Below are 25,453 nucleotides of genomic sequence, written 5' to 3'. Positions count from 1 at the left end.
GTAGTGTCGGCCCACACACATCACAAAAGTACCAGAATGCTTATGCTTCTGTTGCTTCTGAAGATGCAGTAGTTTTCTTAGCAGGTGCTTTTTTAGGAGCTGAGGCTTTTGCTTGAGCAGCTTCTAAAGCTTCAATACGAGCTTTTAAAATCTCTACTTCTTCAGAATCTCCTCCTTTAAACATTGAAGTGATCTTGTCTAAGTCAATGTTCAATGAAGATGTAAATTTCTCAGCTAATGTTTTGAGTTGATCTTCGAATTCGTTTTTCTTTGCTTCAGTGTTTTCCACAAATTCGTCTACGATTTTCTTACCTTCTTCCGCAGTAAGTTTTTCCTCTGCAACTAATTTGTCTACTACTTCAGTAATTTTTTCGATAGTAAATGCTGTAATACCAACGCCAGTATATACAACTTTCTTTAATAGTTCTTCCATGGTGCTATTAATTTTTTTGTGGTTAAACTCTAATGTTCAAACACTTAAATTATATTATTTGTTTCAAAGGTAAGAAAAATTAATGAATGAACAATCATTTTTTATTGATAAAAAGATTTATTTCTAAGATATTCAGACATTTTACTCTTTTTCTTTAAGAAATAATAATGGATAAGTATTTCTATTGTATTACGGAGTTGGGAATTGAAGGTTGATATAATTCGCTACTTTTTTCAATGCTTCATCAGATTCAGGGATAAAACGCCAAAATAATTGCCACCAATGAATCAAATCATCCCATTCTTGATAGGTAACTTGAGCGCCTTTTTCTTCTAACTTTTCTTTGAGACGAATACTATCAGCATGTAGTACCTCATTTTTAGAAGTTTGAATCAACATTGGAGGGAAGCCTTTTAAATTTCCATATAATGGCGATACATAAGGATCATCCAATGCTTTGTCTCCTGCATACACTTCGGCCCATCTTTTCATTTCATCAATTTTGACAAAAGGATCAACATATTTATTTTTTTCATAGGTATCACCAGTATGTAGAAGGTCTACCCATGGGGAGAGACAAACACCTGCTAAAGGAAGCTTCTTTCTTTTCTTTTTAAGCATTAAAAATAAAGAACAAACCAATCCTCCACCTGCAGAATCACCAGCAACTATAATATCATGATCACTGTAGCCTTGTGTTTTGATATATTGGTAAGCCTGAAAAGCATCTTCAACTGCCGCGGGACAAGGATTTTCAGGAATTTTTCTATAATTAATCAAGAAAGCTTCTGCTTGTGTATCCTTGACCAATTTACCTACCATGTGACGGTGTGTTTGTGATGAACCTATAGCATAGCCTCCACCATGAAGGTATAATATGGCTCTTTTTGACAGATTTGTACGAATAGGAGTAATCCGTTCAGCACTTAAATGTTCAATCTTAAATTTTGTTGCTTTTACACCCCAAGGTAAAAGGGCAACAATAGAGATCAGTTCAGTTGATTCTCTAAGTAAAGTAAGGTTGACATCTTTAGTAGGGAATAAAATCGATGAAAAGTTTAATCCCATCTTTAAAATTCTGTGCTGAATGGATGACATAGATGTGGGGATTTAAGTATCGTTTAATTATAAATCTCGTCGATAATTGTCTCTGAGATTCTTTTTGGTTTCTGTGTTTTGATATCAAATGCAACTAAAACAACATCCGCTTCCAATGCCTTGTGTTCAGTTCCTTGGATATTAATAGTTTGATGAAATGTAACACTTGATTTTCCTACTTTTTTGACCTGAGTTTGAATTTCTAAAACTTGGTTCATCACAGCAGGATACAAGAAATTGATATTATAATTGGCAATTACAAAGGCTGTATCTTCTTTCTTGGCAAGCATCATCGTTTTGTTGTCTTCAAAGTGAGACCAACGTGCTTCCTCCAAAAATTCCATATATCTCATGTTATTGACATGTTGAAAACTGTCAATATGATAACTTCTAACTTTGATTTTTGTTGTACTGATTTTGCCTGTTTTATTTTCTGCTAGGGTAGACATAGAGTTTAAATTGTAAGTTTTACTATTATTGAGTGAATATACATACATTTATTCTGTATACAAATTTACTCAGCTAATTGAGATATGATAGTGTGAACATAATTCATCACCGTTCGTTCGTATTCAAGCGGAGCTGTTGAAATAGATTTTGCGTGTTCGGCATTATCAACTAACCATAAATACTTTTCTCCATTCTTTTTTGCGTCAAATAAATCTTTCGTCATTTGAACGGGGATATAAGTATCTGCTTTTCCATGAATAAATAAGAAGGGTACTTTTGATTCTCGAATATATTGGATTGGTGATGATTCTGAAAAGAAAAAGCCTGATCTAATTTTTGCTAACAAACTAGTTGTACTTACAAACCCTACGTCAGGTATACCAAAATCTTCTTTGGCTCTTAAATTCAATAATTCTTCGGTATCCGAAAAAGGGCAATCTGCAATATAAAAATCCACCGTATGTGTCTCTTCATTTATTCCAGAATGTGTACAAACAGTCGCACCACCTAATGATTCTCCATGGGCAAGTATGGTGTCTTTTGGTCTTTTTGTTTTTGCCCATCGAGCAACTTGTTCTAAATCTTGACTTTCAAAATAACTAAAGGAAACAGCATCTCCACCACTTAAACCATGTTTTCTTTGATCATATAAAACAACATCAATTCCATGTTTTAAATAGATTTGAGCATAACGCATCATTCTCCATCTATCGTGAGTTACACCATGAACCATTACAGCAGTAAGATCCAATGAATCAATAGGAGCTTTTAAAAAAGTGCCTTTAATCTCATAGCCTAAATCAGAAATAAGGACAAAGTCTTCTCGTTCAGTTTTTGAAAGCCATGTAGTATCAAAAGTATGTTCCTGTATTTCTTCCTCTAATTTACTTGTTCCTTGATATGTTTCAATTAATACTGATTGATCATAGGAGTAATAGGATACGCCAACATACAAGACCACAGTAAAAGTGATAATTGCAATATTTAGTTTTCTATACAGGTGTTTCATTAAATAGGGATAGTAAAATAGGTTTTGGTTCTTCTATATACAATATAGATAATCTTTGTGGAATCAATTAATTTATGGATATTCATGGGCATAATGACAAATAATTTATCAAAATAGTGATAGTGAGAACAGTAACTTTTTTTATTTCTGCTCTATTCTTATTTTTTGCTTCTTGTAGTGAGAAGAAAGAGCAAACGGCTTCAACAACAATTGAAGATTGGCTGACACCTTTTGAAAGAAGTAAAGGGTTAGAAACTTTCACCTATGAGGAAGGTATTGCTTATATTAATCGCCTAGGAGATGCATATGATGCATTTAGAGTCTTAGAATATGGAACAACGGATATTGGAGAACCTTTACGTTTAGGTATTTATTCTTCTGAAGGCACTTTTGTTCCTTCTGACATCAAAGAGAAAAATGTATTATTAATTAATAATGCAATCCATCCAGGAGAACCCGATGGTGTAGATGCATCAATGATGCTATTGCGTGATTTGCTTCAAGGAAAAGTCAATATTGAGGATGAAAATACCATTATTGCTGTGATTCCTTTTTATAATATTGGAGGTGCATTAAATCGAAATTCGACAACTCGTGCCAATCAAGAAGGACCAATGGAATACGGTTTTAGAGGTAATGCTAAAAACCTTGACCTAAATCGTGATTTCATTAAAATGGATTCAAAAAATATGGAAGCATTTGCTGAAATTTTCCATTTGATTGACCCTGATTTATTCATAGATACACACGTAAGTAATGGAGCTGATTACCAATATATTTTGACTTACTTGGCTACACATGAAGAAAAGTTAGGGGGTGATATTGGTGCTTTTTTAAAGCATAAAATGAATCCTTACATGGAGAAAAAAATGAAGGAGGCAGGGTATGATATTGTACCTTATGTAAATGTTTGGGGAACAACCCCTAAAGAAGGATATGTTCAGTTTTTTGATTCACCAAGATATTCATCAGGATACACGGCTTTGTTCAATACACCAAGTTATGTGATTGAAACGCATATGTTGAAACCTTTTAAAAATAGAACAGAAGCAACGTATCAATTTTTGAAAAAGGCAATTGAATTTTTAGAAGAAAATGGTGATGCTCTTTCAGAGGCAAAAGAAAGTAAGAATGAAGATGATTTACATTTAACCTCTTTCCCAATTGAATGGTCAATAGATTCTACCAAAGTCGATACTTTATTATTCAAAGGGTATGAGGGGAAATATAAAAATAGTGATGTAAGTGGGTTACCTCGATTATATTATGATCGTTCACTTCCATATGAAGCTAAAATCCCTTTTTACTCAGGGTTAAAAGTAACAAAGTACGAAGAAAAACCTGCATACTTTATTCTTCCAAAAGCATGGGATAATGTGGTAAAAGCATTAAAAATAAACCATGTAAAAATGCGTCCTTTAAAAACGAAAAGAACGGCTGAAGTAGAAGTAAAGTATATCAAAGACTATCAAACTGTAAGAGCACCTTACGAAGGACATTATTTACACCACACTATTAAAACAACATCTCATACAGAGACTGTCACTTTTAATGAAGGTGATTTATTGATCAGTACGAATCAACCTGCCGTTCGTTTCTTAATGGAAGTTTTAACACCTGAAGCTAAGGATAGTTATTTTGCATGGAATTACTTTGATCCAATTTTACAGCAAAAGGAACATTTCTCAGCTTATGTATTTGAAGATAAAGCGTACAAGATGTTACAAGAGCAGCCGGAATTGAAAAGTAAATTAGAAAAGAAGAAAAAAGAAGATAAAAACTTTAAAAATTCAGCCTACCAGCAATTAGAATTTATCTATGATCAGTCAGACTTAAAAGAAAAGTCTTACCTTAGGTATCCAGTCTATAAATTATATGGTGAGCTACAGTAAATGTAAAGGAGATTATGAAGAAAGTTGAATTTAAAAATATAGAAACAGAAAAGTATGTGGATGCTTTTAAAGAAAGTAAATTCCTTAGAAAACTGTTCAAAATTGCCAAAAAAGCAGGGGAGAAGGTCGTTTATTTAGGGCTTTTATTGTTCTTTATGTATATCGATGAAGAAACACCGAGTAAAGCAAAAATGGCTATTGCAGGTGCTTTAGGTTACTTATTAGTTCCTTTTGATTTAATCCCTGATTTTATTCCTGTTATTGGTTTTGCAGATGACTTCTCTGTTGTATTTGCAGCAATTGGATATGTTTCAGTTTGCTTAAAAACAGAACATAGAGATAGAGCTTTGGCTAGAATGGAAAAATGGTTTGAAGACTTTAATAGAAGTGAAGTAGAAAAGTTGAATGCATTGATTTTTAGAGATCAAGAAGGTGAAGTAGAAATTATAGAAGATTAATTTCCTTCACAAAATCACTAGTAATATCACTTATTTCTGCCCACGGAACAATGACGTTTTGTGGGCAATTTTTTCCTTTACAGCGATTGAAATCCATTGGAAATAACAACCCTTCATGTGTGATTGAAAAGATACTGTAACAGTCTTTTTTCAACTTTCCTTTATGCCCAACTTTCTCCTTTAAAATATGATATAACTTATTTTTGTAATCACTATCAGCAACAAAAAGATCTCCTAATTGTATCTTTCTTTTATTGAGATAATCATAGTTATAGGCTAGTTTTATATTTCGTACATCTTCTAATCCATTATAATAAGTGTCTTTTGAAAAAGTGATACTTAAAACACCGTATTCTTGGTAATGTACTTCATAATTCAACGTAAGAAAACTTAATCCAATAGCTCCTTTTTCGTCTTTCACATCTTGCATTTTGCTCATGAAATCAGAAATAGCTTTTGCCATTATACTTTGAATATCAATGTTGATTTTGTGTTCTATGTCAAATTGATCTTCATAACGAATAAAAGGATAAGTAATATTAAGCTCGTAATGTAAAGAGGAATTGAGTTTATTGAACCCCTGCTTCTCGATTTCAAGGCTACCGAGAGGAAGGGCGTTAGTCAACACATTAGGCGGAATTAAAAAAGATGTGTTGAGAATAAGAATTAAAAAAAGAGTAACAAGTCTCATATACTTTATTATCTACTTTTTTAACTCAATTGAGGTAAAAATTATTGTATTAGATTAAAGAATTATTCTAAGTTAGGAAGAATAATTTTATCAAACGCACTTTCCTCTTTCATTAACTTCTCAATATCTGTAATTTTTCGAGGAGCAGAAGCTGATAAATTAATAGGATCTCCATCCGTAATTAAGATATCATCTTCGATACGGATACCAATTCCCCACCATTTCTCATCGCATTCACTGTTTTCTGGAATATAAATACCCGGCTCTACGGTCACGACCATATTTTTTTGTAACGAAGTATAATGTCCTTTATCATGCACATCTAAACCAATATGATGCATTAAACCATGTGGAAAATAACCAAAATAATCCTCTGGATAAGGTGTGATTTTTAATTTATATAATCCCTCGCCAATAATTGTTGCAGCAATCTCATAAACTTCTTCAAAGGAACGTCCTACTTTACAAGCCTTAATGGCTTCCTCTTGTGCTTTTAAAACTAAATTATACAGTTGTTTTTGTTCTTTTGAAAAAGTCCCATTGACCGGGATAGTTCTCGTAACATCTGCTGTATATCCTCTGTACTCAGCACCACAATCCATGAGTATAAGTTCACCATCTTCCATTTTTGGTTTGTTATTGGCCACATAATGCATCATACAAGCATTTTCACCTGCACCCACAATACTTGGGTAACCTTCATACTCAGCCCCATATTTTTTATAGATAAACTCATGAATACCTTGAATCTCAGTTTCTGACATCCCTGGCTTAATCGCTTTCATCACTTCTTTTTGACCCACACATGATATAGTTACAGCTTTCTTGAGTAAATCAATTTCTTCTTTTTCTTTCAATTGACGTAAGTCTTTCATCAAACTATCTAAGACCATGATGCTGATATTGGTCGTTGCTAAATTTTGTCCTACTTGTACTCTTTGTTCAGGAGACTGTGCGGATAGAAAATTGATAATATTTTGATCTAGCCTTAAAATTGCAGCTTGCGTAAGTTCTGAACCTATTTTCTTGGCCACATTTGATTGATTTTGTAATGTAGCCCCTCGCATCATATTATAAAGATGTTCTGTTGCAGGTGATAAATATTGAGGATAATTAATCTGCTTTTTGATGATTTTGACAAAGTCATACAATTCATAAGGATTATATATATTATCTCTGACATCTCTTGGAGGATCAAAAGTCAAAATTTGATCAAAAGTAGAAAAGTCAATTTCTATATTTCGTAATGATTGATTGGATCGCACACATTGAATACCTAATTCTTGAGCAACACCTTCAGTTCCTAACCGAGCACCATTCCACATTTCATCATATTCATCTTTAGGTTGCACATACATCAAGGCGTGACAAGATGAACCATCCTTAAGCGTAACTTCTTCTTTAAATAAGAGTAAAACGGCATTGGGCTCTCTATAACCTGTTAAATAAAAGAAATCTGGATCTTGATGATAAACATAATTGACATCATTGGCTCTATTTCTCGTAGGGTTCGCAAAAAATATACTTACACTGTTATCTGGCATTTTTGCTCGAAGACTATCTCTACGACTTTGATGAAAAGAAGCAGAAGTATAATCTTTTGGAGCATCCTTATATTGTCCGAAAGTAAGTTGGCTAGCGATAAAAAAGGTAAAAAGTAGGATTAAATATTTCATAGACTAAATCTAGCTTTTGTAAAGCGAAAAAAGAATTTATTCCTCATTATTTCGATTAATTTATCAAAATATAAGTGTGAAACAGACAATTTTTTATAAAATATTTGCAAAAGAAAAATAAAGCTCGTAAAATTGGTCAACCAGTTTTTGGTAAACTAATAAAAAGAAAACCAAAACAGGTTTGAAATTGAATTATAAGAAAAAAACAAGCTATTAAGGTAGTAAAATACAAGATTTACACGCTCTTATTCTATTGATGATAAAAACTAATAATACATTAAAATAGCTGTAGAAGAGTAATTTAGATCGTTTTGAAAGAAAAATGAGAATAAATTTGGAAGTGAAATGTAAATGTTTGTAAATTGGTCTACCAGTTTATAAGGAATTGAAAAATGGAGCAAACAGTATTCAATACATTTAAGAAAATTCAGATTGAAAGACCAGTCGATAAGATCATCAAGCAAATCAAAACGCTGATCTCATCTGGTCAACTTAATCCTGGAGATAAACTTCCTTCGGAACGTAAACTAAGTGAACATTTTGGAATAGGTAGAACTCATGTTCGTGATGCGATTAGAAAATTAGAGTTTTATGGAATTCTTAAAACGTTGCCACAAAGTGGAACAGTGGTGGCGGGTTTTGGAATCACAGCCTTGGAAGGTTTGATCACTGATGTTTTAGATCTTGAAGGAAATGATTTTCAAGCATTAGTAGAAACTAGGGTGATCTTAGAAAAAAATACAGCAAGATTTGCAGCAATGCGTAGAGATGAAAAAGATATTGTATCCATTTCAAGTGCGTTGTCTGCTTATGAAAATGCGGTAAAAAGAGGTGAAGATACAGTCGAACATGACTTAATGTTTCACATGAAGATTGCTGAAGCTAGTAAAAACAGTGTTTTGAAATCCTTAATGATGATCGTTGCTCCAGACATCATTACTTTCTTCAAAGAAAATGATATCTGTGTGGGAAGTAAACCAAATAAAGCCATTGAGGAACATTATGCGATATTAGAACATATCTCAAATCGTGATCCCGAAAAAGCAGAAGTGGCGATGTTTAATCACTTAAAAGACATACTAGAAACAAAAATATAATCTGCCTATGATATAAGAAAGGATACAAAAAAATGGATTAACAAAAGAAAATGCTAATCCATGCAGGTTAAGATTTTTCAATACAGGGTCATCGGCAAAATCATCCGCATAGAATTATCTTAGGGTTAAAGATAATAACTCAGTAAAGTAAACACAAATTTTTTATCTACCCCTATTCATACCTGCTAGCTATACAATTATCTAAATTAAAGCAATTAGACATTTTTTAGTGTATAAATAATACCGTTATTAGATTTATGCATTGTACGTCTAACGCTATCTCTCTTTAATGAAATAAAATGAATTACTTATCTAGAATACTACTAGCAGCAGTAGGTTTTCTAATACTTTTTACTGTATCTGAAACTTATGCTCAAGAAGCTTATATGCTAAAAGGCCAGGTGGTAGACCAAGAAGGTCAAGCTCTACCAGGTGTTACAATTGTAATAAAAGGAACAGAGGCAAGCAAAGGAACAATTACTGATTTTGATGGAAATTATAAACTTATGGTGAAACCGTCGGATGTGATTTTGTTTTCATTCATTGGTTGTAAATCTAAAGAAGTAGCAATTACTACTCAAACGGAATTGAATATCGAACTTGAAGAAGAGGCGAGTCAATTGGATGAAATCGTAGTAGTAGGTTATGGTTCAGTTCAAAAATCACATCTTACAGGTGCCGTATCAAAAGTGACGAGTGATAAGATGGTGGATGTACCTTCTGCACGTATTGATGATGCACTTTCTGGACAAGTTTCAGGTGTGAACATTCAGATGACAAACCCTACTGCGGGTGAAGCACCGACAATTAGAGTGCGTGGTGTTGGTTCGATCACTTCATTCCCAAGTCCACTTATTGTAGTGGATGGAGTGGTGGTAGACCAAGATTACATGAATACTTTGGATATGAATGATGTAGAATCAATCGAAGTTTTAAAAGATGCTTCTTCTGCGGCTATTTATGGTTCAAGAGGAGCAAACGGTGTAATTTTAATTACCAATAAGAAAGGTAGAGAAGGTAAAGCTTCTTTCAACTACAATGGTTATTTCGGTATCAAAGAAGTGCCTAATAATGATGTATTAAAAACAGTTGGTGAGTGGAATGCTTTCGTTAGAGAAAATAACGATGGTGAATTAACAGACAAAATGAGATACATCAACGAGTTAGGAACAGAAACGGATTGGCAAGATGTCATCATGGATGGCGGTACAATTCAAAGTCACTCTCTATCAGCAAGAGGAGGATCTGAAAGAACAAAATATTCAGCTTCTGGTAACTACTTAAAAGACGAAGGAGTACTTCTTACAGATAGCTACGAAAGAATTAACTTTAGATTAAGTGTTGATACTAAAGTAAATAAAAAATTATCTTTTGGATTGAAATTAAATCCGTCTTACAGTAATCAAAGACGTTTTCCGATAGGTGTTCATGATGCAATCCGTCAGTCACCTTGGTTACCACAATATGTAGATGAATACAATTCTCAATTTATCAACAGAGAAAGAGAAGGAGGCCGCTGGGCCGATGCTCAAATAGGTGATTACACTATGGAAAGAATGTTTGATGATTATGATTTAGATGCAGGAATGCCAGTAGAATCAGGTGGAACAGATATCAGTACAACATCAAATGCTTCTCCTATTGCTAAGATTTTAGAAAGAGAATATAGAAAGTATCAAACTAAACTTTTCACAAGTCTTTATTTAAAATATAAGATTGCAGATGGTTTAACTTTTAGAACTACAGTAGGTGGTGACTATAAAAACACAAGAAACCAACGTTTCACAGGAATCAATGCAAGTAGAAACGGAGCTAACGGTACTTCTGCGACAGATGATCGTTTAAATCAATTCCACATTGTTTCAGAGCAAACTTTAAATTATAACAAAAAAATTGGGAAACATAGTTTTAATGCTGTAGCAGGTTTTGCATATGAATTCTGGGATCGTAATTGGAGTGAAATTGATGCAGCAGGTTATAATTTTGACTATATCCAAACTATTCCGGCAAACAATGTGGTAGGTGCTCAAACTGGAGCTGATCAAAGATCATTAGTTTCTTATTTTGGTCGTGTGAATTATGCTTTTGAAAACAAATATCTTGTTTCTTTGAGTATGAGAGCAGATGGTAGTTCTAAGTTTGGTAAAGATAATAAGTATGGTGTTTTCCCAGCTGCTTCAATTGGTTGGAATGTATCAGAAGAAAATTTCTTAAAGGACAATGATATTATCAGTAAATTCAAAATCAGAGCTAGTTACGGTGTGACGGGTAGTGATGGTGATTTAAGAACAATTGGTAATTATCCTTCAATTGGTTTAGTACAACCTGTAGGTGCTGTATTTGATGGTAATGTTTATACTGGTTTCAACCAATCTACACTTTCAAATCCTGAATTAAGATGGGAAAAATCAGTGGAAATTAACCCTGGTATAGAATTAGGTTTCCTTCAAGATAGAATTAATTTAAGTGTAGATCTATACCAAAGAAGTAGTCAAGATCTTTTATTAGAAAGACCAATTCCTTCAGCGACAGGTTTCAGCGAAGCAACTGTGAATTTAGGTGAAGTAGAAAATAGAGGTATTGAAATTGAATTAATGACGACAAATTATGCTTCTAATGGCTTTGTTTGGACTACCACTGGTAATGTTTCATTTAATGAAAATAAATTGGTGAGTATGGCTGGTGCTGATGGTTTAATTTCAACTGTAGATTCTAAGCGTCCTGCTGAATGGATTGCAAAGGAAGGACATCCAGTAGCATCTTTCTATGGATATGTTGTTGAAAAGGAAATTCCATTAAATCATATCAAAAATCCATTCTTCCCAATCAATGGTGAGTCTCAGGATATTTATGTAAAAGATTTGAATGGTGACGGTATTATTGATCCAGATGATAGAACAATATTAGGTTCTCCATATCCAAAAATGATTTGGTCAATTACTAACACATTTAGTTATAAAAACTTTGATTTAAGCTTCATGTTCCAAGGTTCACATGGTGCTAAAGTAAGAAATATGGACCCTCAGTATGTTAATAATCAGTTTAGCTCAAACCAAGATTACATTACTGATGAAACAAATCCAAACTTCTTCCCAGATGCGGATAAAGTAGTACAAAGAATCTTTACAAATAATATTGTAATGGATGCATCTTACATCTCTTTGAGAAACTTAAACATTGGTTACACAGTGCCTAATAAGTATATCGATAAAGTGGGGATTAATAGCTTGAGAGTATATGTAGCAGCTCAAAATCTAATCTATATCATGGGTGAAGATTATAGAGGTTACAACCCTGAAGGTGTGAACCAAGGACTTAATTCTCCATTGACATATGGTTATCAAAGAGGTGCTGCACCAATCAACAGAACATTCTCAGCAGGTGTAAACTTATCATTCTAAGAAATAATGAAAAAATATATCAAAATAATTTCAACACTGATGATAGGTGCTATGACACTATCATCTTGTGAAAGTCAATTGGATTTGAAGCCAGTTTCAGCAATTGGAGACAATGGTTTCTACCAAAATACAACAGAAGTTGAAGCAGCAGTTTTTGCGATTTATGATGGTTTGCAAAATACAGTGCAAAGAGAATTTGCTTTAACAGAAATGCGTTCAGATAACTCTAAAACAAAGAATAGTGAAGGAGAATGGGCACAGTTTGAACACATGATTGTTTCACCAACAAATGGTACACTTTCCACTTATTGGACGGATTCATATAATGTAATCTTCAGAGCAAATAAAGTATTAGCTTCAGCGGAAGTAATAACAGATGAAGCGAAGAAATCAATCTTCATCAGTGAAGCAAAATTTGCGAGAGCATTAATGTATTTCAATCTAACAAGAGGTTTTGGTGAAGTGCCATTAGTGACTTCAGTAGTTGTTCCTGGTAATCCTGAAACGACAGAAAGAGTAGCAACAAGTGCTGTATATCAACAAATCGAGCAAGATTTAACGGAAGCAATTGCAGGTTTACCTTCTAGAGATAACATTGAAGAAGGTAGAGCAACAAAAGCCGCTGCTCAAGCGATTTTAGCGAAAGTAAAATTAACTACGGGCGATTATGCTGGTGCTAAAACATTACTTGAAGAGGTAATGAATAATGGAGGTTATGCATTGGTAGAGGATTATGGTGATGTATTCTACAGTGAATTAAATACTGAAATCATCTTTGCTATTCAATTTATCAATGATAATGCAGAAGAGTCACAAGATTTCTCTTATGAGTTTACAAAATTGGGTAAAAACAGTGGCTTAAACTATGTAACGGATGACTTCAAAGCAAATGTAGATCCTCTAGACACTGAAAGAATAGGTATTCTTTATAATCCTGATGATGTAAAAGAAAATGGTAAGTATATCACTTCTTCAGCAGACAATAGGTTATGTGGTAATGATTGGGTAGTGATGAGAATGGCAGATGTTTACTTGATGTATGCTGAAGCTATCTTAGCCGGTGGAGAAATCACAACAGAGGCTGGAGCAATTGATGCTTACAACATGGTAAGAGCAAGAGCAGGGATGTCAACAATTGCAGCTGGAGGTACTTTAACAAAAGATCTTTTACTGAATGAAAGAAGAGTAGAATTAGGTTTTGAAAACCATCGTCTTCATGACTTAGTGCGATTTGGAGTAGCAGAAGAAGTAATGGGTGCTTTTGCGGATGCAAATGGATTTACATTCAATGGTACAAAACTTCTTTTACCAATTCCACAGAGAGAAATTGATACGAGTTACGGGGCACTAACACAGAACCCTGGTTATTAAAATACCTACTATAAGCGGTGTTGGGAATGAATTATTTTATGGTATGCACGTGTAGTAATAAACTTTCCCAACCTGCTTTCTAAAGTTACATTTTACGAAAGACATTAATAGGAATCATGAAATCATTATTAAAATATATAGGTATCGCAGGTGCTATGACAGCAACATTATTTGCGTGTACTGATGAATTACCAGGTGTTGGTTCGATAGAGGATTTAACACCACCTTCAGCAAACTTCTCTTATAAGTCAAGTCAATCGAGCTTTAAAGAAATTTTATTTACCAATACTTCCATTTCTGCAGGGATTTTTGAATGGGACTTTGGCGATGGAAATACTTCGACGGAAAGAAACCCAGTTCATAGCTTTGCAGGAGAAGGTGAATTTGAAGTAAGATTAATTGCAAAAGATGGAAATGACTTAACTTCAGATACTACAATAACAGTATCGGTAGTGGATGAGTTTATACCAGAGTTTCTTTGTAAAAGTTTCGAATGTAGTGATAGAAGTGTTTGGGGAAGCTTTTCAGGATCTGGTTCTCCTACACCTCCAGATCAAGATACAGGTGCTAAAATTGGAAATGATGGCCAATATTTAGATCAAACGATTAAAGTAACAGGTGGTGTAACTTATAATGTAAGTTTCCATTATGTGAGTAAAGCTGGGGGAACTAGTGCAGGTAAGTTTGTATTGGAAGACCCTGATAATGGTATTGTATTCCACGACGTTTCTTTAGAATTAACACCAAATTCTTCTGAATATGTTTATACAAGTTATATTGTTGAAACGAGTGATGCTACTGAAAATTTACGTTTCAAAATGAACTTTGGTGATGTAGAAACAAGATACGACTTGGTTGAAATTAAGAAAGTAGAGTAATAGAACAAACATTAATCACCCGATACATTATCGGGTGATTATTAAAAAATATATTGTCTGATGATAGCTGATGAATTAAAGTAAAAAAATTATAGAAGTAAGTAGGCTTAGAAATTATATTCGAAGATAGTAATACAGCTTCTAACACTGATCATAATCAAATCACTAGATCATTCAAATAGATTTTAATTCTTGATTAAAAATCAAAATGAAATGTTGAAAAAGAAATTTCAAATAGTAGTAAGCCTTGTGCTAATGTGTGTTTCGTCTCTCTTCGCTCAGTCAGTTGTGCTGACTGATGTTGAAGTAGAGCAAATAAATAAGAACAACCAAGAGGTTACCTTATGGAAAACATCGTTAGAAAAAGTGAAGTTAGAATTAGCTCCTTATTTAGAGAAAGGTGTTGATGTTCCTACTCCTAAAGATTTGGCTGGTGGTTATACACATTCTCAGCACAAAAAGAATTATTTCTTGATGCAAAAAGCAGGAGTAATGTTTCAACTTACTGGTAAGGAAGAGTATGCTGAATTTGTGAAAACTACTTTAGAAAAATACTTAGAAAGTTATCCAACCTGGGAGAGACATCCTTCTCAAAAATCATATGCTAGAGGGAAAATTTTCTGGCAATGTCTGAATGATGCCAATTGGTTAGTGTATACAAGCCAAGCTTATGGAAGTATTTATACTTGGTTGAGTAAAAAGGAAAGAAAGAAATTCAATGAAGGATTATTTATCCCAATGGCAGACTTTCTATCAGTAGAAACACCTCACTTTTTTAATAGACTTCATAACCATAGTACATGGGCAAATGCTGGAGTAGGGATGATTGGTTTGGTAATGAATAATGAAGAATTAATTCAAAAGGCATTATACGGACTTCCTCTAACAAACAAATCTGCTACAGATAATGATGGTGGAGCAATCCAGAAAGAAGGGCAAAAAGAGGCTGGTTTTTTAGCTCAAATCGATCATTCATTTTCACCAGATGGATATTATACTGAGGGACCTTATTACCAAAGATATGCCATGTACCCTTTTCTGATTTTTGCTCTATCTTTAGAACATTTGAAACCAGAAATGAAGATTTTTGAGTACAGAAATGGAGTTTTAATCAAAGCTGTAAATGCTCTTTTACAACAGACAAATGCAAACGGTGAATTTTTTCCATTAAATGATGCTCAAAAAGGAATGTCTTATTATTCAATAGAATTACAATTGGCATTAGCTTTAGGATATCAATATGGAAGTCAAGATGAAGGGTTGCTTTCTTTAATTCAATTGCAAAATAGAGCACCATTAAACTATGCAGGTTGGAATGCTACAAAAGCAATTTCAGAAGGAAAAGGAAAATCATTTGAAAAGAAATCAATTTACTTATCAGATGGAGCCAATGGTGATAAAGGAGGTATTGCCGTTTTGAGAAATCAAAATGCAGAATTGATTATGAAATTTTCTCAACATGGAATGGGACATGGACATTTTGATCGTCTATCGTATAGTTTAAATTTTAATGGGGAGGAAGTACTTCAAGATTATGGTGCAGCAAGATTTGTCAATATTCATCAAAAAGATGGTGGTGGATATCTGAAAGAAAATAAAACATGGGCAAAGCAAACTATTGCTCATAACACTATAGTAGTCGATAGTAAGTCACAATTTAATGCAAAAGTAAAAACAGCAGATACAATTGCTCCAGAAGACTATATTTTTTCAATAGAAGATGCTAAATTACAAGTGACTTCTGCAAAAGAAAATAATGCTTATGAAGGGATTAAACTACATAGAACTTTAGCTTTAATCGAACAGGAAGGTTTTGAAAATCCTTTAGTATTGGATCTCTATATTATAGATGCAGAAGAGGAACATACTTATGATCTTCCATTTCACTATCATGGACAATTGATGTCATCAACTATTACTTTAAAACAAAATACTACTTTGGAACCATTAGGTGAAAAATATGGGTATCAACATCTTTGGAATCAAGCAAACGGTCAGACTATTCACAAAACAGAACAAGTCAATTGGTTTGATAAAACTAGATTTTACACCTTAAGCTTCGCTTCTAAAAATGGTGATCAGTTGACAAAAACACAATTAGGTGCGAATGATCCAGATTTCAATTTACGTAATGACCCTTCATTGATTTATCAAAGAAAAGGAAGTAAAGGAAGAAACACTTTAGTATCCATTTTGGAGACACATGGCAGTTATTCTACTGTAACAGAGGCTTCAAAGAATACTTATACTAATATCAAAAATTTAGAAATTTCATTTCAGACGGACGAATATATAGCAGTAAACTTTTCTAACAAACAAAATGAAGAATGGACCTTCATACTTTCAACGGTTGACAATTCAACACTAACAACACATGAAATCACAATCGGAAACGAAAAATATAAATGGGGCGGTCCATTCGCCCTATTTAAAAACGAATTAGAACAATAAACATCTTATCATATAAAAATGGCTACAGAAATTAAGTTACCAGAAAATGAAGCAACAGAGGAATCTGTGACTTCATCCAAATCCTTCCAACTAAAAGGATTACGATGGTGGATCATTGGGTTGGTCTGTTTAGCTACAGTTATCAACTATATAGATCGCCTTGCAATGGCCATGATGTGGCCAAATATTGCCGAAGATTTAAACATGTCTAAAAATGATTATGCATTAATCTTGAATGTATTTATGATTGCTTATGCAATAGGTCAATCTGTTTCAGGAAAAATGTTTGATAAAATTGGTACGCGTTTAGGGTTTGTCGTTTCCATTACCGTTTGGGGAATTGCAACAATGCTTCATGCAGTTGCAAGAGGAGTAATGTCTTTCGCAGGTTTTAGAATAATGCTCGGTATGGGTGAAGCCGGTAACTGGCCAGGTGCTGCAAAGAATAATGCAGAGTGGTTTCCAGTAAAAGAAAGAGCCTTAGCACAAGGGATATTTAACTCAGGTGCAGCATTAGGATCAGTGGTCGCACCTCCACTAATTGCAGTGGTTTGGGCAGCTTTTGGATGGGAAAAAACATTCTTACTATTAGGTGGCTTAGGTTTACTATGGATTATACCTTGGTTAATCATTAATAAAGGAATTCCTGCAAAACACCCTTGGATTACTAAGGCTGAAAAGGAATATATTCAATCTGATCAAGAAACAAAGAAGGAGGATAAACCCGGTCTAAGCATGGGTGAGATTGTGAAACACAAGGAATCTTGGTCAGTTTTAATGTCACGTTTTTTCATTGAACCAATTTGGTGGCTATTTGTAGGTTGGATGCCTTTATATCTATCAGATACTTATGGATTTAATGTAAAAGAAATAGGTTATTTCGCTTGGGTACCTTATGTAGGTGCAGCATTAGGAAGTATTTCTGGAGGGTATTTCTCAGGTAAATTAATGCAATCAGGAGCTTCTGTAGACCAAGCAAGAAAACGTACTATTTTAATAGGTGGAATAATAATGTTTGCAGGCTTATTGGCAACTATTGTCTTAGCAGATAGTGCATTGAAATTTGTACTTATTGTAGCTGCGGTTTTATTCGGTTTCCAATTTGTGATCAGCAACATTCAAACTATACCAAGTGATTTATTTACAGGTAAATCAGTAGGGTCATTGGCAGGACTTGGAGGTACGGTAGGCGTATTTTCAGTTATCATTATGAATTTCTTAGTTCCGGTAATTTCAAGCTATTCTTATGTTCCAATCTTTGTGATGATTGCAGCGTTTGTTCCACTTGGAGTAGGTTCAATTTATCTGTTCGCTAAAGAAATTAAATCAATTAATTAAAAATCTTCTTCCTTTTCACATTCAATCTATTCATGTGGTGATTAATTTATTTCAACTGTGAAAGGGAGAACAAACAACACGATTATGTTATTAGAAAACAAAGTAGCCATTGTAACTGGCGGAGCAAGAGACATTGGAAAGCAGGTTTCATTAAAATTAGCAAGAGAAGGAGCAAAAGTAGTAATCAATTACTACGATAATGAAGTGCAAGCAACACAAACTTTAATTGAGATTAAAGCCTTAGGAGGAGATGCAATTTTAGTACAAGGTGATATGACAAAGAAAGAAGATGTGGACAATGTAATTACTCAAGCTATAGATGCATTTGGTGAACAAATTCATATTTTAGTCAACGTTGCTGGCGGATTAGTAGCTAGAAAGAAGTTGGATGAAATGGACCTTGATTTCTTCAATCATGTGATTCAATTAAACTTAAATACAGCCTTTTTAATGACGCAAGCTGTCGTTCCTCATATGCCAAAAGGTGGTTCTATCGTCAACTTTGCTTCTCAAGCTGGAAAAGATGGTGGTGGACCTGGTGCTAGTGCATATGCTACTGCAAAAGGTGCGTTGATGACATTTACACGCTCTATGGCGAAAGAATTAGGACCTAAAAATATCAGAGTAAATTCACTTTGTCCTGGTATGATTGCAACTACTTTCCATGATACTTTTACAGCAACTGCTGTACGTGAAAAAGTAGCTGTTTCAACACCGCTAGGACGTGAAGGACGAGCAGAAGAAGTTGCTGATTTTGTTGCTTGTATTGCTTCAGATCAATCTTCTTTTGTAACGGGAACCAATATTGATATCAACGGAGGTTTAATGTTCTCATAATATGAAAAAGGTAGTAACATTTGGCGAATTACTGTATCGTTTTTCGCCAATGGGCAACCTTCGTTTCTCTCAAGCCAATCAATATGAAGCCACAGTAGGTGGTGCTGAAGCGAATATTGCTATTTCTCTCGCACAGTATGGTGATGATGTAGAATATGTAAGTATTGTCCCCGATAATGCATTAGGTCAATTTGCTGTTCGTGAAGTAAAAAAATGGGGTGCAGGAGTAGAAGGAGTCCAATTAGGTGGAGATAAAATGGGATTGTACTTTCTCGAAAAAGGAGGTTCTTTAAGAGGAGGAAATGTAATCTATGATCGTGCAGGTTCAAGTATAACAGAGGTGGATGCTTCTACATTTGATTGGGAAGAAATTCTTAAAGATGCAGATTGGTTCCATTGGTCAGGTATTACGCCAGCACTTTCTAAAGGGGCTGCTGCTGCAAATTTAGCAGCGGTTGAAGTTGCCTATAAAATGGGAATTCCTGTTTCATGTGACTTAAACTACAGAAGTAAATTATGGCAATATGGTGTAGATCCAAAACACATTATGCCAAAGCTTTTGGAAAATACTACGATCTGTCTTGCGAACGAAGAAGATGTTGCAAAATATTTAGGTATTATTCCTCAAGAATCAGATTACGAAGTAGTAGACGGTTTTGATAAAAGATGCTATAAGTTTATCAGTCGTGAAGTCATGAATGCTTTTCCAAATCTGGATTATGTTGTCACAACTTTAAGACAAACAATTAATGCATCTCACAACCGTTGGTCAGGAGTAATTTATGATGGAGAAAATTTCGTAAAAGGAGATGTTCATGAAATCCCTTCTATTGTAGATAGAGTGGGTGGAGGTGATTCATTTATGGCTGCTTACATTCATGGTAAAAGAAAGTTTGTAGTTGACAAAGAAGCATTGGATTTTGCGTTAGCTGCCTCTGCTTATAAACTCTCTATTCCGGGTGATTATAACATTGCAACGGAAGAAGAAGTATTCCAGATTATGGATAAAAATAGTATCAAAAAAATCAACCGTTAGATGGCTAGATTTACAAGAATAGAGGTCGTGCAAAGTATGAAAGAAGGTGGAATAGTACCCGTCTTTTATCATCCTGATGTAGACATTTGCTGGGAAGTAGTGAAGGCATGTTATAATGCCGGAATCCGAGTTTTTGAATTCACAAACCGAGGAGATAATGCCCATAAAGTCTTTGATCAACTTTTATTAAAAGTAACAAAAGAAACTCCTGAAATGAAAATGGGAGTGGGGTCTATTGTGGAAGATGTAACAGCAGGTCTATATATCCAAAATGGTGCAGATTTTATTGTCTCTCCTTTACTAAATGAAGCAATTGGAAAAGTTTGTAATAGAAGGAAAATAGCATGGATGTCTGGCTGTGGTTCTGTTTCTGAAATTTCTTTAGCGGAAGAATTAGGAGCAGAAGTAGTAAAAATATTTCCCGGTTTACAAGTAGGAGGTCCTGACTTTGTGAAAGCAGTCAAAGCTCCTATGCCTTGGTCTTCCATTATGCCAACAGGTGGCGTTCAACCACAGTTTGATGAATTGAAAAAATGGTTTGATGCAGGGGTTCATTGTGTTGGTTTAGGTTCTCAATTAATTGATAACACTTTAATCGAAAACAAAGAATTCAATGCTTTAGAAGAACATATTAAGGATGTATTTCATATTGCTCAACTCGCAATGGGAAAAGGAATTCATCATTTTGAAGAAGTAGAATAATACTTTTTGAACTACAAATAAATCAGATATTCGTGTGCAGTTAATCTGATATCCAATTAGCAATAAGGATCCTAACTATCATACAAACAAATCAGTGTTTGCCAATAAGAATGAACTAATAAACAGAAACAGACAAACACTTCATTTTTACACACAAATTAAATGATTTGAATTATGATCAACCAGTTTAACTTCAACGGGAAGCTTTTCTCAAAAAAAGTAATGGGAACTGTACTTATTGTGGGTGCAATAAGTTGTACGAACAATCAACAAGAAGTAACGATCGATGATGAATTAGTACATCAGGGTAGTAATGCTAGAATAGCTATCGGTCTAAGTAATAGTGGCTTCGAAAGTAATTGGAGTGGATGGGATGATGTAGACCCATCGGCTATTTCGGGTGATGCAAATAGTGGTAGTAAATCCGCTAAAATATCAGGATCTGGAGGTGCTTTTGGACAAGAAGTTTCAATTTCCTCAAATACAGATTATGAATTGTCGGCTTATGTCAAAGGAAGTTGGCGTATTTCAGCTACTGTAAACGGAGCTCGAAAATCAAGAAGTGGAAATGCTTCTGATTGGAAAAAAGAGATCGTTAGTTTCAATTCAGGAAGTGGTTCTTCTGTTACAATTAAAGGAGAATACAATAGCGGAGAAGGTCGTTTTGATGATTTTGAGTTAATCGCTTTGGATGAATCAACACCAACAAATCCTCCAGCAGAAGCAGAGCAATTGAACCCATCTGGAGTTGCTGCATCTGCAAATGATGGTAATGGACCTTCAAACACAGTCGATGGTAACCTTGGAACAAGATGGTCTGCAAATGGCAACGGACAATGGATCCGTTATGATTTGGGTTCAGTAAAAAATATCGATAATGTAGATATAGCATGGTACAAAGGTGATCAAAGGTCTAGTACTTTTGAAATCCTAGTTGGAGATGCTACTAATGCATTGGAAGTAGTTCATTCGGGAGTAAGCAGTGGCAATTCATCGAATCTAGAAACGGTCAATCTAAGTAATGCATCTGGCCGCTATGTTCAAATTGTAGGGTATGGAAATACGTCTAATTCATGGAATAGCATTACGGAAGTAGAAATTTTTGGAACGGATGGAGATGGTGATGGTACAGATCCAACTGAACCTACTGATCCTGTAGATCCAAATCCAGGAGGGGAGTATCCATACGATGTATTAGGTCTTCAAAATTGGAAATTAAACGCATTCTCAGGTAGCTTAAACAACCCTTCATATGTGGACAATATTCCAAATTTAGAGACTTACAATAATACAAATTGGTTTTATAAAGATGGCTCAAGAGTATATTTCAAATGTTATGCAGGGTATCCTACTTCTTCAGGATCTGGAAATCCTAGAACTGAATTGAGAGAGATGGTTGCGGATGGCTCTACAGAAATCTATTGGGATGGTAGAAGCGGAACGAATCGTATGGAATGGAAGGTTGAGGTAAATCAACTACCTAGTTCAGGTAAACTTTGCTTCGGTCAAATTCATGGACCTTCGAATACTTTTGATGATGTTATTCGAGTACAGTTCGAAGGAGATCCAAATCAATCTTCTGGAAATGTTCGCCTTAAAATTATGGGTTGGGTGACAGAAGAAAATGATGATGGATCAGGTGATTTTATTGATGGCAATTGGGCATTAGATCAAGAAATGCATCTTGAATTAATCTTCGAAAACAGTAACGTTGTACTTTACAATCTTGCAGGTGGAGGAAGAGATGAAATATACCGTTTCAATGGTGTTAGTAGTAATTCTAACTATTTCAAGGCAGGGAATTATATGCAATCTATGAAAGGTAAATCTTTAAATACAAATGACTATGGATTGGTGTCTATTAGTTATTTAAAAATTAAGCATTAAGAATAAATTCCCATCATTTTGGTGATGGGAGTTTTGACTAAACTTGAAAACGAACAATTATATATTTGAACACAATTAGGACGAATTTCTTTACCCATATGAGATTACTCATAGTTTCACTTACCAACTGATTTTTATGTTGTGGTATGTTTAAAGTAAAAATTAAAATAGTGTTTTTACGGTGTTATTTATTGGTAAGAAAATCCACACATATTTTATCAGATGAAAAAAAAGTAGAGCTAGGATTTTCCTATGCTCTACTTTTCATTTTAGCAATATATTAATGCTTATAATGGTATATTTCCATGTCTCTTTCGAGGGTTCTGATCTACTTTATTACGAAGCATATTGAAGGCAGCAATTAAACGCTCTCTAGTGTTTTCAGGCTTAATCACTTCATCGATATAACCTCTATATGCTGCACGATAAGGATTGGCAAATTCCTCAGTATATTCATCAATCTTTTCCTGCAACTTTGCTTCAGGGTCAGCTGCACTTTTTATTTCTTTTCTAAAGATAATCTCAGCTGCACCTTTTGCACCCATTACAGCAATTTCTGCCGTTGGCCATGCGTAGTTTAAGTCAGCACCAATATGTTTAGAATTCATAACATCATAAGCTCCACCATATGCCTTTCTTGTAATTACAGTCACTCTTGGGACTGTAGCCTCACAGAAAGCATATAAAAGTTTTGCACCATTCGAAATAATTCCATTCCACTCTTGATCTGTCCCTGGAAGGAAGCCAGGTACATCTTCAAATACCAATAAAGGAATATTAAAGGCGTCACAAAAACGGACAAATCGAGCTGATTTTTTAGAGGCATCATTATCCAAAACACCTGCTAAAACTGCTGGTTGATTACCTACTACTCCAATACTCTTTCCTCCTAGACGAGCAAATCCTACAACAATATTTTCAGCGTAAGCCTCATGAACTTCAAAGAAAGAATCTTCATCAATTGTTCCTAATATAACATCTCTAATATCATAAGGAGTGTTTGGATTATCTGGAACTATAGCATTAAGATCTTTCCTTACTTCTGATTCTATGGTTGAGTAGTCATAGCGTGGAGAGTCCTGTTCACAGTTTTGAGGAATATAACTCAATAACTTTCGGATATTTTGTAATGCAATGGCCTCATTTGCAGCCGTGAAATGCGTAACTCCACTTTTCGTACTATGTGCTGAAGCTCCTCCTAATTCCTCAGAAGTTACTTCTTCGTGTGTAACCGTTTTTACTACGTTAGGACCTGTAACAAACATATATGATGTATTTTCAACCATCATAATAAAATCAGTAATTGCAGGTGAATAAACAGCTCCACCAGCACAAGGACCCATTATACATGAGATTTGAGGAATTACACCTGACGCTCTCGTATTTTTATAAAAAATATCAGCGTAACCGCCTAAAGATTTTACACCTTCTTGGATACGAGCTCCTCCCGAATCATTTAATCCAATAATAGGAGCACCATTTTTCATGGCCATATCCATGATTTTACAGATTTTTTCAGCATGAGATTCTGAAAGAGAACCACCAAATACAGTGAAATCCTGAGAATAGACATACACTAAACGTCCTGAAATTTTACCATAGCCAGTCACGACTCCATCACCTAAATAATGTTCATTTTCTAGCCCGAATTGTACTTCTCTATGTCGAACAAATTTTCCTACTTCATGAAAAGTATTCTCATCTAAAAGTAATTCGATACGTTCTCTAGCAGTCAGTTTTCCTTTATTATGCTGAGCCTCTATTCTTTTTTCGCCACCACCCAATTCGGCTTGACGATTCATTTCTTCTAAATATTGAAGCTTATCCTTCATGTTGTTTATTTCGAGTTGTTTGGTTGTGTTGGTCTGAAACTAATAGAAAATAATTAGACTTCAAAAATGTATGTTAAATTAATTTTCAAGTAAATAAAAAAAGGTTGATGGATTTTGTTTCACCCATCAACCTTTTTTCATTGAATTTATTCTTAATCTATTTATTCAACTTCTTTAGCATTACCATGATTCTTTACAGAGCCGATTCCTGTAGCACTCATTTTAATAGAATTTTCAGCGTTGACATGCATACTACCGATGCCATTACATTCAGCAACTAGATCTTTTACTACAAAATCTTTAGCATCAATCTTGCCTACTCCATTACATTCTAATTTTGCATTCCTAGCACTACCTGTAAGTTCGATACTTCCAACACCATCAAATGACAAATTAAATGCGTTAGCATCAACATCTAGTTCAGTATCTCCAGCGCCAGTAAGCTCTAAATCGATGACATTGAAATTAAGTTTATTGTCTGTAGAAATACTACCAGCCATTGCTGATTCTATCTTTGTTAAATTGACAAATTGAATATACAATACCACTTTTTTTGTTGTGGATTTTACTTTTTCTTCTCCGTCTTCTGAATTTCTGAATTCGATGTTTTTACCGTTTTGTTTTACAGTAACTTCGTTGACATATTTTTCTTTACCTTCAATATAAGCTAAAGGAACTTTACCTTGTTTTAATACTACATCAAAAGCACCATACAATTCGATAGTATCAAAATCTTTAACATCAATTTCTTTTGTGATTTCGTTCTTCTGAGCAAATAAAAATGAAGAAACAAAGAATAAAAAAGTAGTATATAGTAAATTTTTCATCTTGAAAGTTTTTTTAATAAAGACATGACAACACATGAAAGGTTGCATGACTTCTTATAAATTTGACACATTAATTTATTTGACGTCTA

The 25,453-nt window shown here is 34.3% G+C and carries 20 protein-coding genes; 12 read left to right on the top strand and 8 right to left on the bottom strand.

Features of this window, described 5'->3' with window-relative positions:
• Window positions 1–40: 40 nt before the first annotated feature.
• From ACXAHM_RS04130 to ACXAHM_RS04115, 4 genes are all read right to left on the bottom strand, one after another.
• A complete protein-coding gene (locus ACXAHM_RS04130) occupies window positions 41–433 on the bottom strand; it encodes a phasin family protein (protein WP_474959140.1) in 393 nt (130 codons plus the stop codon).
• A gap of 189 nt (window positions 434–622) precedes the next feature.
• Window positions 623–1,501 carry an alpha/beta hydrolase gene (locus tag ACXAHM_RS04125; RefSeq protein ID WP_474959139.1) on the bottom strand — a complete coding sequence of 293 codons (879 nt, stop codon included), beginning with the start codon at window positions 1,499–1,501 and terminating at the stop codon, window positions 623–625.
• A 53-nt stretch (window positions 1,502–1,554) separates the two neighbouring features.
• Window positions 1,555–1,980, bottom strand: coding sequence for an acyl-CoA thioesterase (locus ACXAHM_RS04120; protein WP_474959138.1), 426 nt, complete (start codon window positions 1,978–1,980; stop codon window positions 1,555–1,557).
• 65 nt (window positions 1,981–2,045) lie between these two features.
• Window positions 2,046–2,990 (bottom strand): alpha/beta hydrolase, encoded by a 945-nt coding sequence (locus ACXAHM_RS04115; RefSeq protein ID WP_474959137.1) that lies wholly within the window; start codon window positions 2,988–2,990, stop codon window positions 2,046–2,048.
• A gap of 122 nt (window positions 2,991–3,112) precedes the next feature.
• On the opposite strand from ACXAHM_RS04115, the gene ACXAHM_RS04110 reads away from it, so the two are divergent.
• Together ACXAHM_RS04110 and ACXAHM_RS04105 are read left to right on the top strand one after the other, a co-directional pair.
• Window positions 3,113–4,882 (top strand): M14 family metallopeptidase, encoded by a 1,770-nt coding sequence (locus tag ACXAHM_RS04110; protein ID WP_474959136.1) that lies wholly within the window; start codon window positions 3,113–3,115, stop codon window positions 4,880–4,882.
• A gap of 14 nt (window positions 4,883–4,896) precedes the next feature.
• Window positions 4,897–5,340, top strand: a complete 444-nt coding sequence (locus tag ACXAHM_RS04105; RefSeq protein ID WP_474959135.1) for a YkvA family protein — start codon at window positions 4,897–4,899, stop codon at window positions 5,338–5,340.
• Here ACXAHM_RS04105 and ACXAHM_RS04100 read toward each other — a convergent pair.
• Together ACXAHM_RS04100 and ACXAHM_RS04095 are read right to left on the bottom strand one after the other, a co-directional pair.
• On the bottom strand, window positions 5,327–5,968 hold the full coding sequence (locus ACXAHM_RS04100) for a polysaccharide deacetylase family protein (protein ID WP_474959134.1): 642 nt from the start codon (window positions 5,966–5,968) through the stop codon (window positions 5,327–5,329). The two genes, ACXAHM_RS04105 and ACXAHM_RS04100, sit on opposite strands and share 14 nt — an antisense overlap.
• Before the next feature lie 125 nt (window positions 5,969–6,093).
• Entirely contained in the window at window positions 6,094–7,707 is a 1,614-nt protein-coding gene (locus ACXAHM_RS04095; RefSeq protein ID WP_474959133.1) for an aminopeptidase P N-terminal domain-containing protein, read from the bottom strand.
• A 392-nt stretch (window positions 7,708–8,099) separates the two neighbouring features.
• On the opposite strand from ACXAHM_RS04095, the gene ACXAHM_RS04090 reads away from it, so the two are divergent.
• The 10 genes from ACXAHM_RS04090 (at window position 8,100) to ACXAHM_RS04045 (ending at window position 22,705) form a co-directional block, all read left to right on the top strand.
• Window positions 8,100–8,804, top strand: coding sequence for a FadR/GntR family transcriptional regulator (locus ACXAHM_RS04090; protein WP_474959132.1), 705 nt, complete (start codon window positions 8,100–8,102; stop codon window positions 8,802–8,804).
• A gap of 299 nt (window positions 8,805–9,103) precedes the next feature.
• On the top strand, window positions 9,104–12,205 hold the full coding sequence (locus ACXAHM_RS04085; protein WP_474959131.1) for a SusC/RagA family TonB-linked outer membrane protein: 3,102 nt from the start codon (window positions 9,104–9,106) through the stop codon (window positions 12,203–12,205).
• A 6-nt stretch (window positions 12,206–12,211) separates the two neighbouring features.
• Window positions 12,212–13,576, top strand: coding sequence for a RagB/SusD family nutrient uptake outer membrane protein (locus tag ACXAHM_RS04080; RefSeq protein ID WP_474959130.1), 1,365 nt, complete (start codon window positions 12,212–12,214; stop codon window positions 13,574–13,576).
• 116 nt (window positions 13,577–13,692) lie between these two features.
• On the top strand, window positions 13,693–14,454 hold the full coding sequence (locus ACXAHM_RS04075) for a PKD domain-containing protein (RefSeq protein ID WP_474959129.1): 762 nt from the start codon (window positions 13,693–13,695) through the stop codon (window positions 14,452–14,454).
• Between the two features lie 213 nt (window positions 14,455–14,667).
• Window positions 14,668–16,905, top strand: coding sequence for an alginate lyase family protein (locus ACXAHM_RS04070; protein WP_474959128.1), 2,238 nt, complete (start codon window positions 14,668–14,670; stop codon window positions 16,903–16,905).
• Window positions 16,906–16,923: 18 nt separating this feature from the next.
• A complete protein-coding gene (locus ACXAHM_RS04065; protein WP_474959127.1) occupies window positions 16,924–18,243 on the top strand; it encodes an MFS transporter in 1,320 nt (439 codons plus the stop codon).
• An 84-nt stretch (window positions 18,244–18,327) separates the two neighbouring features.
• Window positions 18,328–19,080 (top strand): SDR family NAD(P)-dependent oxidoreductase, encoded by a 753-nt coding sequence (locus ACXAHM_RS04060; RefSeq protein ID WP_474959126.1) that lies wholly within the window; start codon window positions 18,328–18,330, stop codon window positions 19,078–19,080.
• Between the two features lies 1 nt (window position 19,081).
• Window positions 19,082–20,116, top strand: a complete 1,035-nt coding sequence (locus ACXAHM_RS04055; RefSeq protein WP_474959125.1) for a PfkB family carbohydrate kinase — start codon at window positions 19,082–19,084, stop codon at window positions 20,114–20,116.
• Window positions 20,117–20,818, top strand: a complete 702-nt coding sequence (locus ACXAHM_RS04050) for a bifunctional 4-hydroxy-2-oxoglutarate aldolase/2-dehydro-3-deoxy-phosphogluconate aldolase (RefSeq protein ID WP_474959124.1) — start codon at window positions 20,117–20,119, stop codon at window positions 20,816–20,818.
• A 174-nt stretch (window positions 20,819–20,992) separates the two neighbouring features.
• Window positions 20,993–22,705 (top strand): polysaccharide lyase family 7 protein, encoded by a 1,713-nt coding sequence (locus ACXAHM_RS04045; protein ID WP_474959123.1) that lies wholly within the window; start codon window positions 20,993–20,995, stop codon window positions 22,703–22,705.
• Window positions 22,706–22,992: 287 nt separating this feature from the next.
• Here ACXAHM_RS04045 and ACXAHM_RS04040 read toward each other — a convergent pair whose 3' ends face one another.
• Both ACXAHM_RS04040 and ACXAHM_RS04035 read right to left on the bottom strand, forming a co-directional pair.
• Window positions 22,993–24,537 (bottom strand): acyl-CoA carboxylase subunit beta, encoded by a 1,545-nt coding sequence (locus ACXAHM_RS04040; protein ID WP_474959122.1) that lies wholly within the window; start codon window positions 24,535–24,537, stop codon window positions 22,993–22,995.
• A 161-nt stretch (window positions 24,538–24,698) separates the two neighbouring features.
• The gene (locus ACXAHM_RS04035) at window positions 24,699–25,364 is read right to left on the bottom strand and encodes a head GIN domain-containing protein (RefSeq protein ID WP_474959121.1); all 666 of its coding nucleotides are present in this window, start codon (window positions 25,362–25,364) and stop codon (window positions 24,699–24,701) included.
• Window positions 25,365–25,453 lie beyond the last annotated feature (89 nt).

It is taken from the genome of Flammeovirga sp. AWQ4_249 (genome assembly GCF_056161045.1).
The sequence above is the reverse complement of the archived record's forward strand: the minus strand, read 5'-3'. Positions and strand labels throughout refer to the sequence as shown.

Bases quoted from the DNA above. Each gene is read 5' to 3' on its own strand.
- ACXAHM_RS04115 (WP_474959137.1), bottom strand. From the start codon at position 2,990: ATGAAACACCTGTATAGAAAACTAAATATTGCAATTATCACTTTTACT.
- ACXAHM_RS04125 (WP_474959139.1), bottom strand. From the start codon at position 1,501: ATGGGATTAAACTTTTCATCGATTTTATTCCCTACTAAAGATGTCAAC.
- ACXAHM_RS04095 (WP_474959133.1), bottom strand. From the start codon at position 7,707: ATGAAATATTTAATCCTACTTTTTACCTTTTTTATCGCTAGCCAACTT.
- ACXAHM_RS04120 (WP_474959138.1), bottom strand. From the start codon at position 1,980: ATGTCTACCCTAGCAGAAAATAAAACAGGCAAAATCAGTACAACAAAA.
- ACXAHM_RS04055 (WP_474959125.1), top strand. From the start codon at position 19,082: ATGAAAAAGGTAGTAACATTTGGCGAATTACTGTATCGTTTTTCGCCA.
- ACXAHM_RS04045 (WP_474959123.1), top strand. From the start codon at position 20,993: ATGATCAACCAGTTTAACTTCAACGGGAAGCTTTTCTCAAAAAAAGTA.
- ACXAHM_RS04080 (WP_474959130.1), top strand. From the start codon at position 12,212: ATGAAAAAATATATCAAAATAATTTCAACACTGATGATAGGTGCTATG.
- ACXAHM_RS04040 (WP_474959122.1), bottom strand. From the start codon at position 24,537: ATGAAGGATAAGCTTCAATATTTAGAAGAAATGAATCGTCAAGCCGAA.
- ACXAHM_RS04035 (WP_474959121.1), bottom strand. From the start codon at position 25,364: ATGAAAAATTTACTATATACTACTTTTTTATTCTTTGTTTCTTCATTT.
- ACXAHM_RS04090 (WP_474959132.1), top strand. From the start codon at position 8,100: ATGGAGCAAACAGTATTCAATACATTTAAGAAAATTCAGATTGAAAGA.
- ACXAHM_RS04060 (WP_474959126.1), top strand. From the start codon at position 18,328: ATGTTATTAGAAAACAAAGTAGCCATTGTAACTGGCGGAGCAAGAGAC.
- ACXAHM_RS04050 (WP_474959124.1), top strand. From the start codon at position 20,117: ATGGCTAGATTTACAAGAATAGAGGTCGTGCAAAGTATGAAAGAAGGT.
- ACXAHM_RS04130 (WP_474959140.1), bottom strand. From the start codon at position 433: ATGGAAGAACTATTAAAGAAAGTTGTATATACTGGCGTTGGTATTACA.
- ACXAHM_RS04085 (WP_474959131.1), top strand. From the start codon at position 9,104: ATGAATTACTTATCTAGAATACTACTAGCAGCAGTAGGTTTTCTAATA.
- ACXAHM_RS04065 (WP_474959127.1), top strand. From the start codon at position 16,924: ATGGCTACAGAAATTAAGTTACCAGAAAATGAAGCAACAGAGGAATCT.
- ACXAHM_RS04075 (WP_474959129.1), top strand. From the start codon at position 13,693: ATGAAATCATTATTAAAATATATAGGTATCGCAGGTGCTATGACAGCA.
- ACXAHM_RS04070 (WP_474959128.1), top strand. From the start codon at position 14,668: ATGTTGAAAAAGAAATTTCAAATAGTAGTAAGCCTTGTGCTAATGTGT.
- ACXAHM_RS04105 (WP_474959135.1), top strand. From the start codon at position 4,897: ATGAAGAAAGTTGAATTTAAAAATATAGAAACAGAAAAGTATGTGGAT.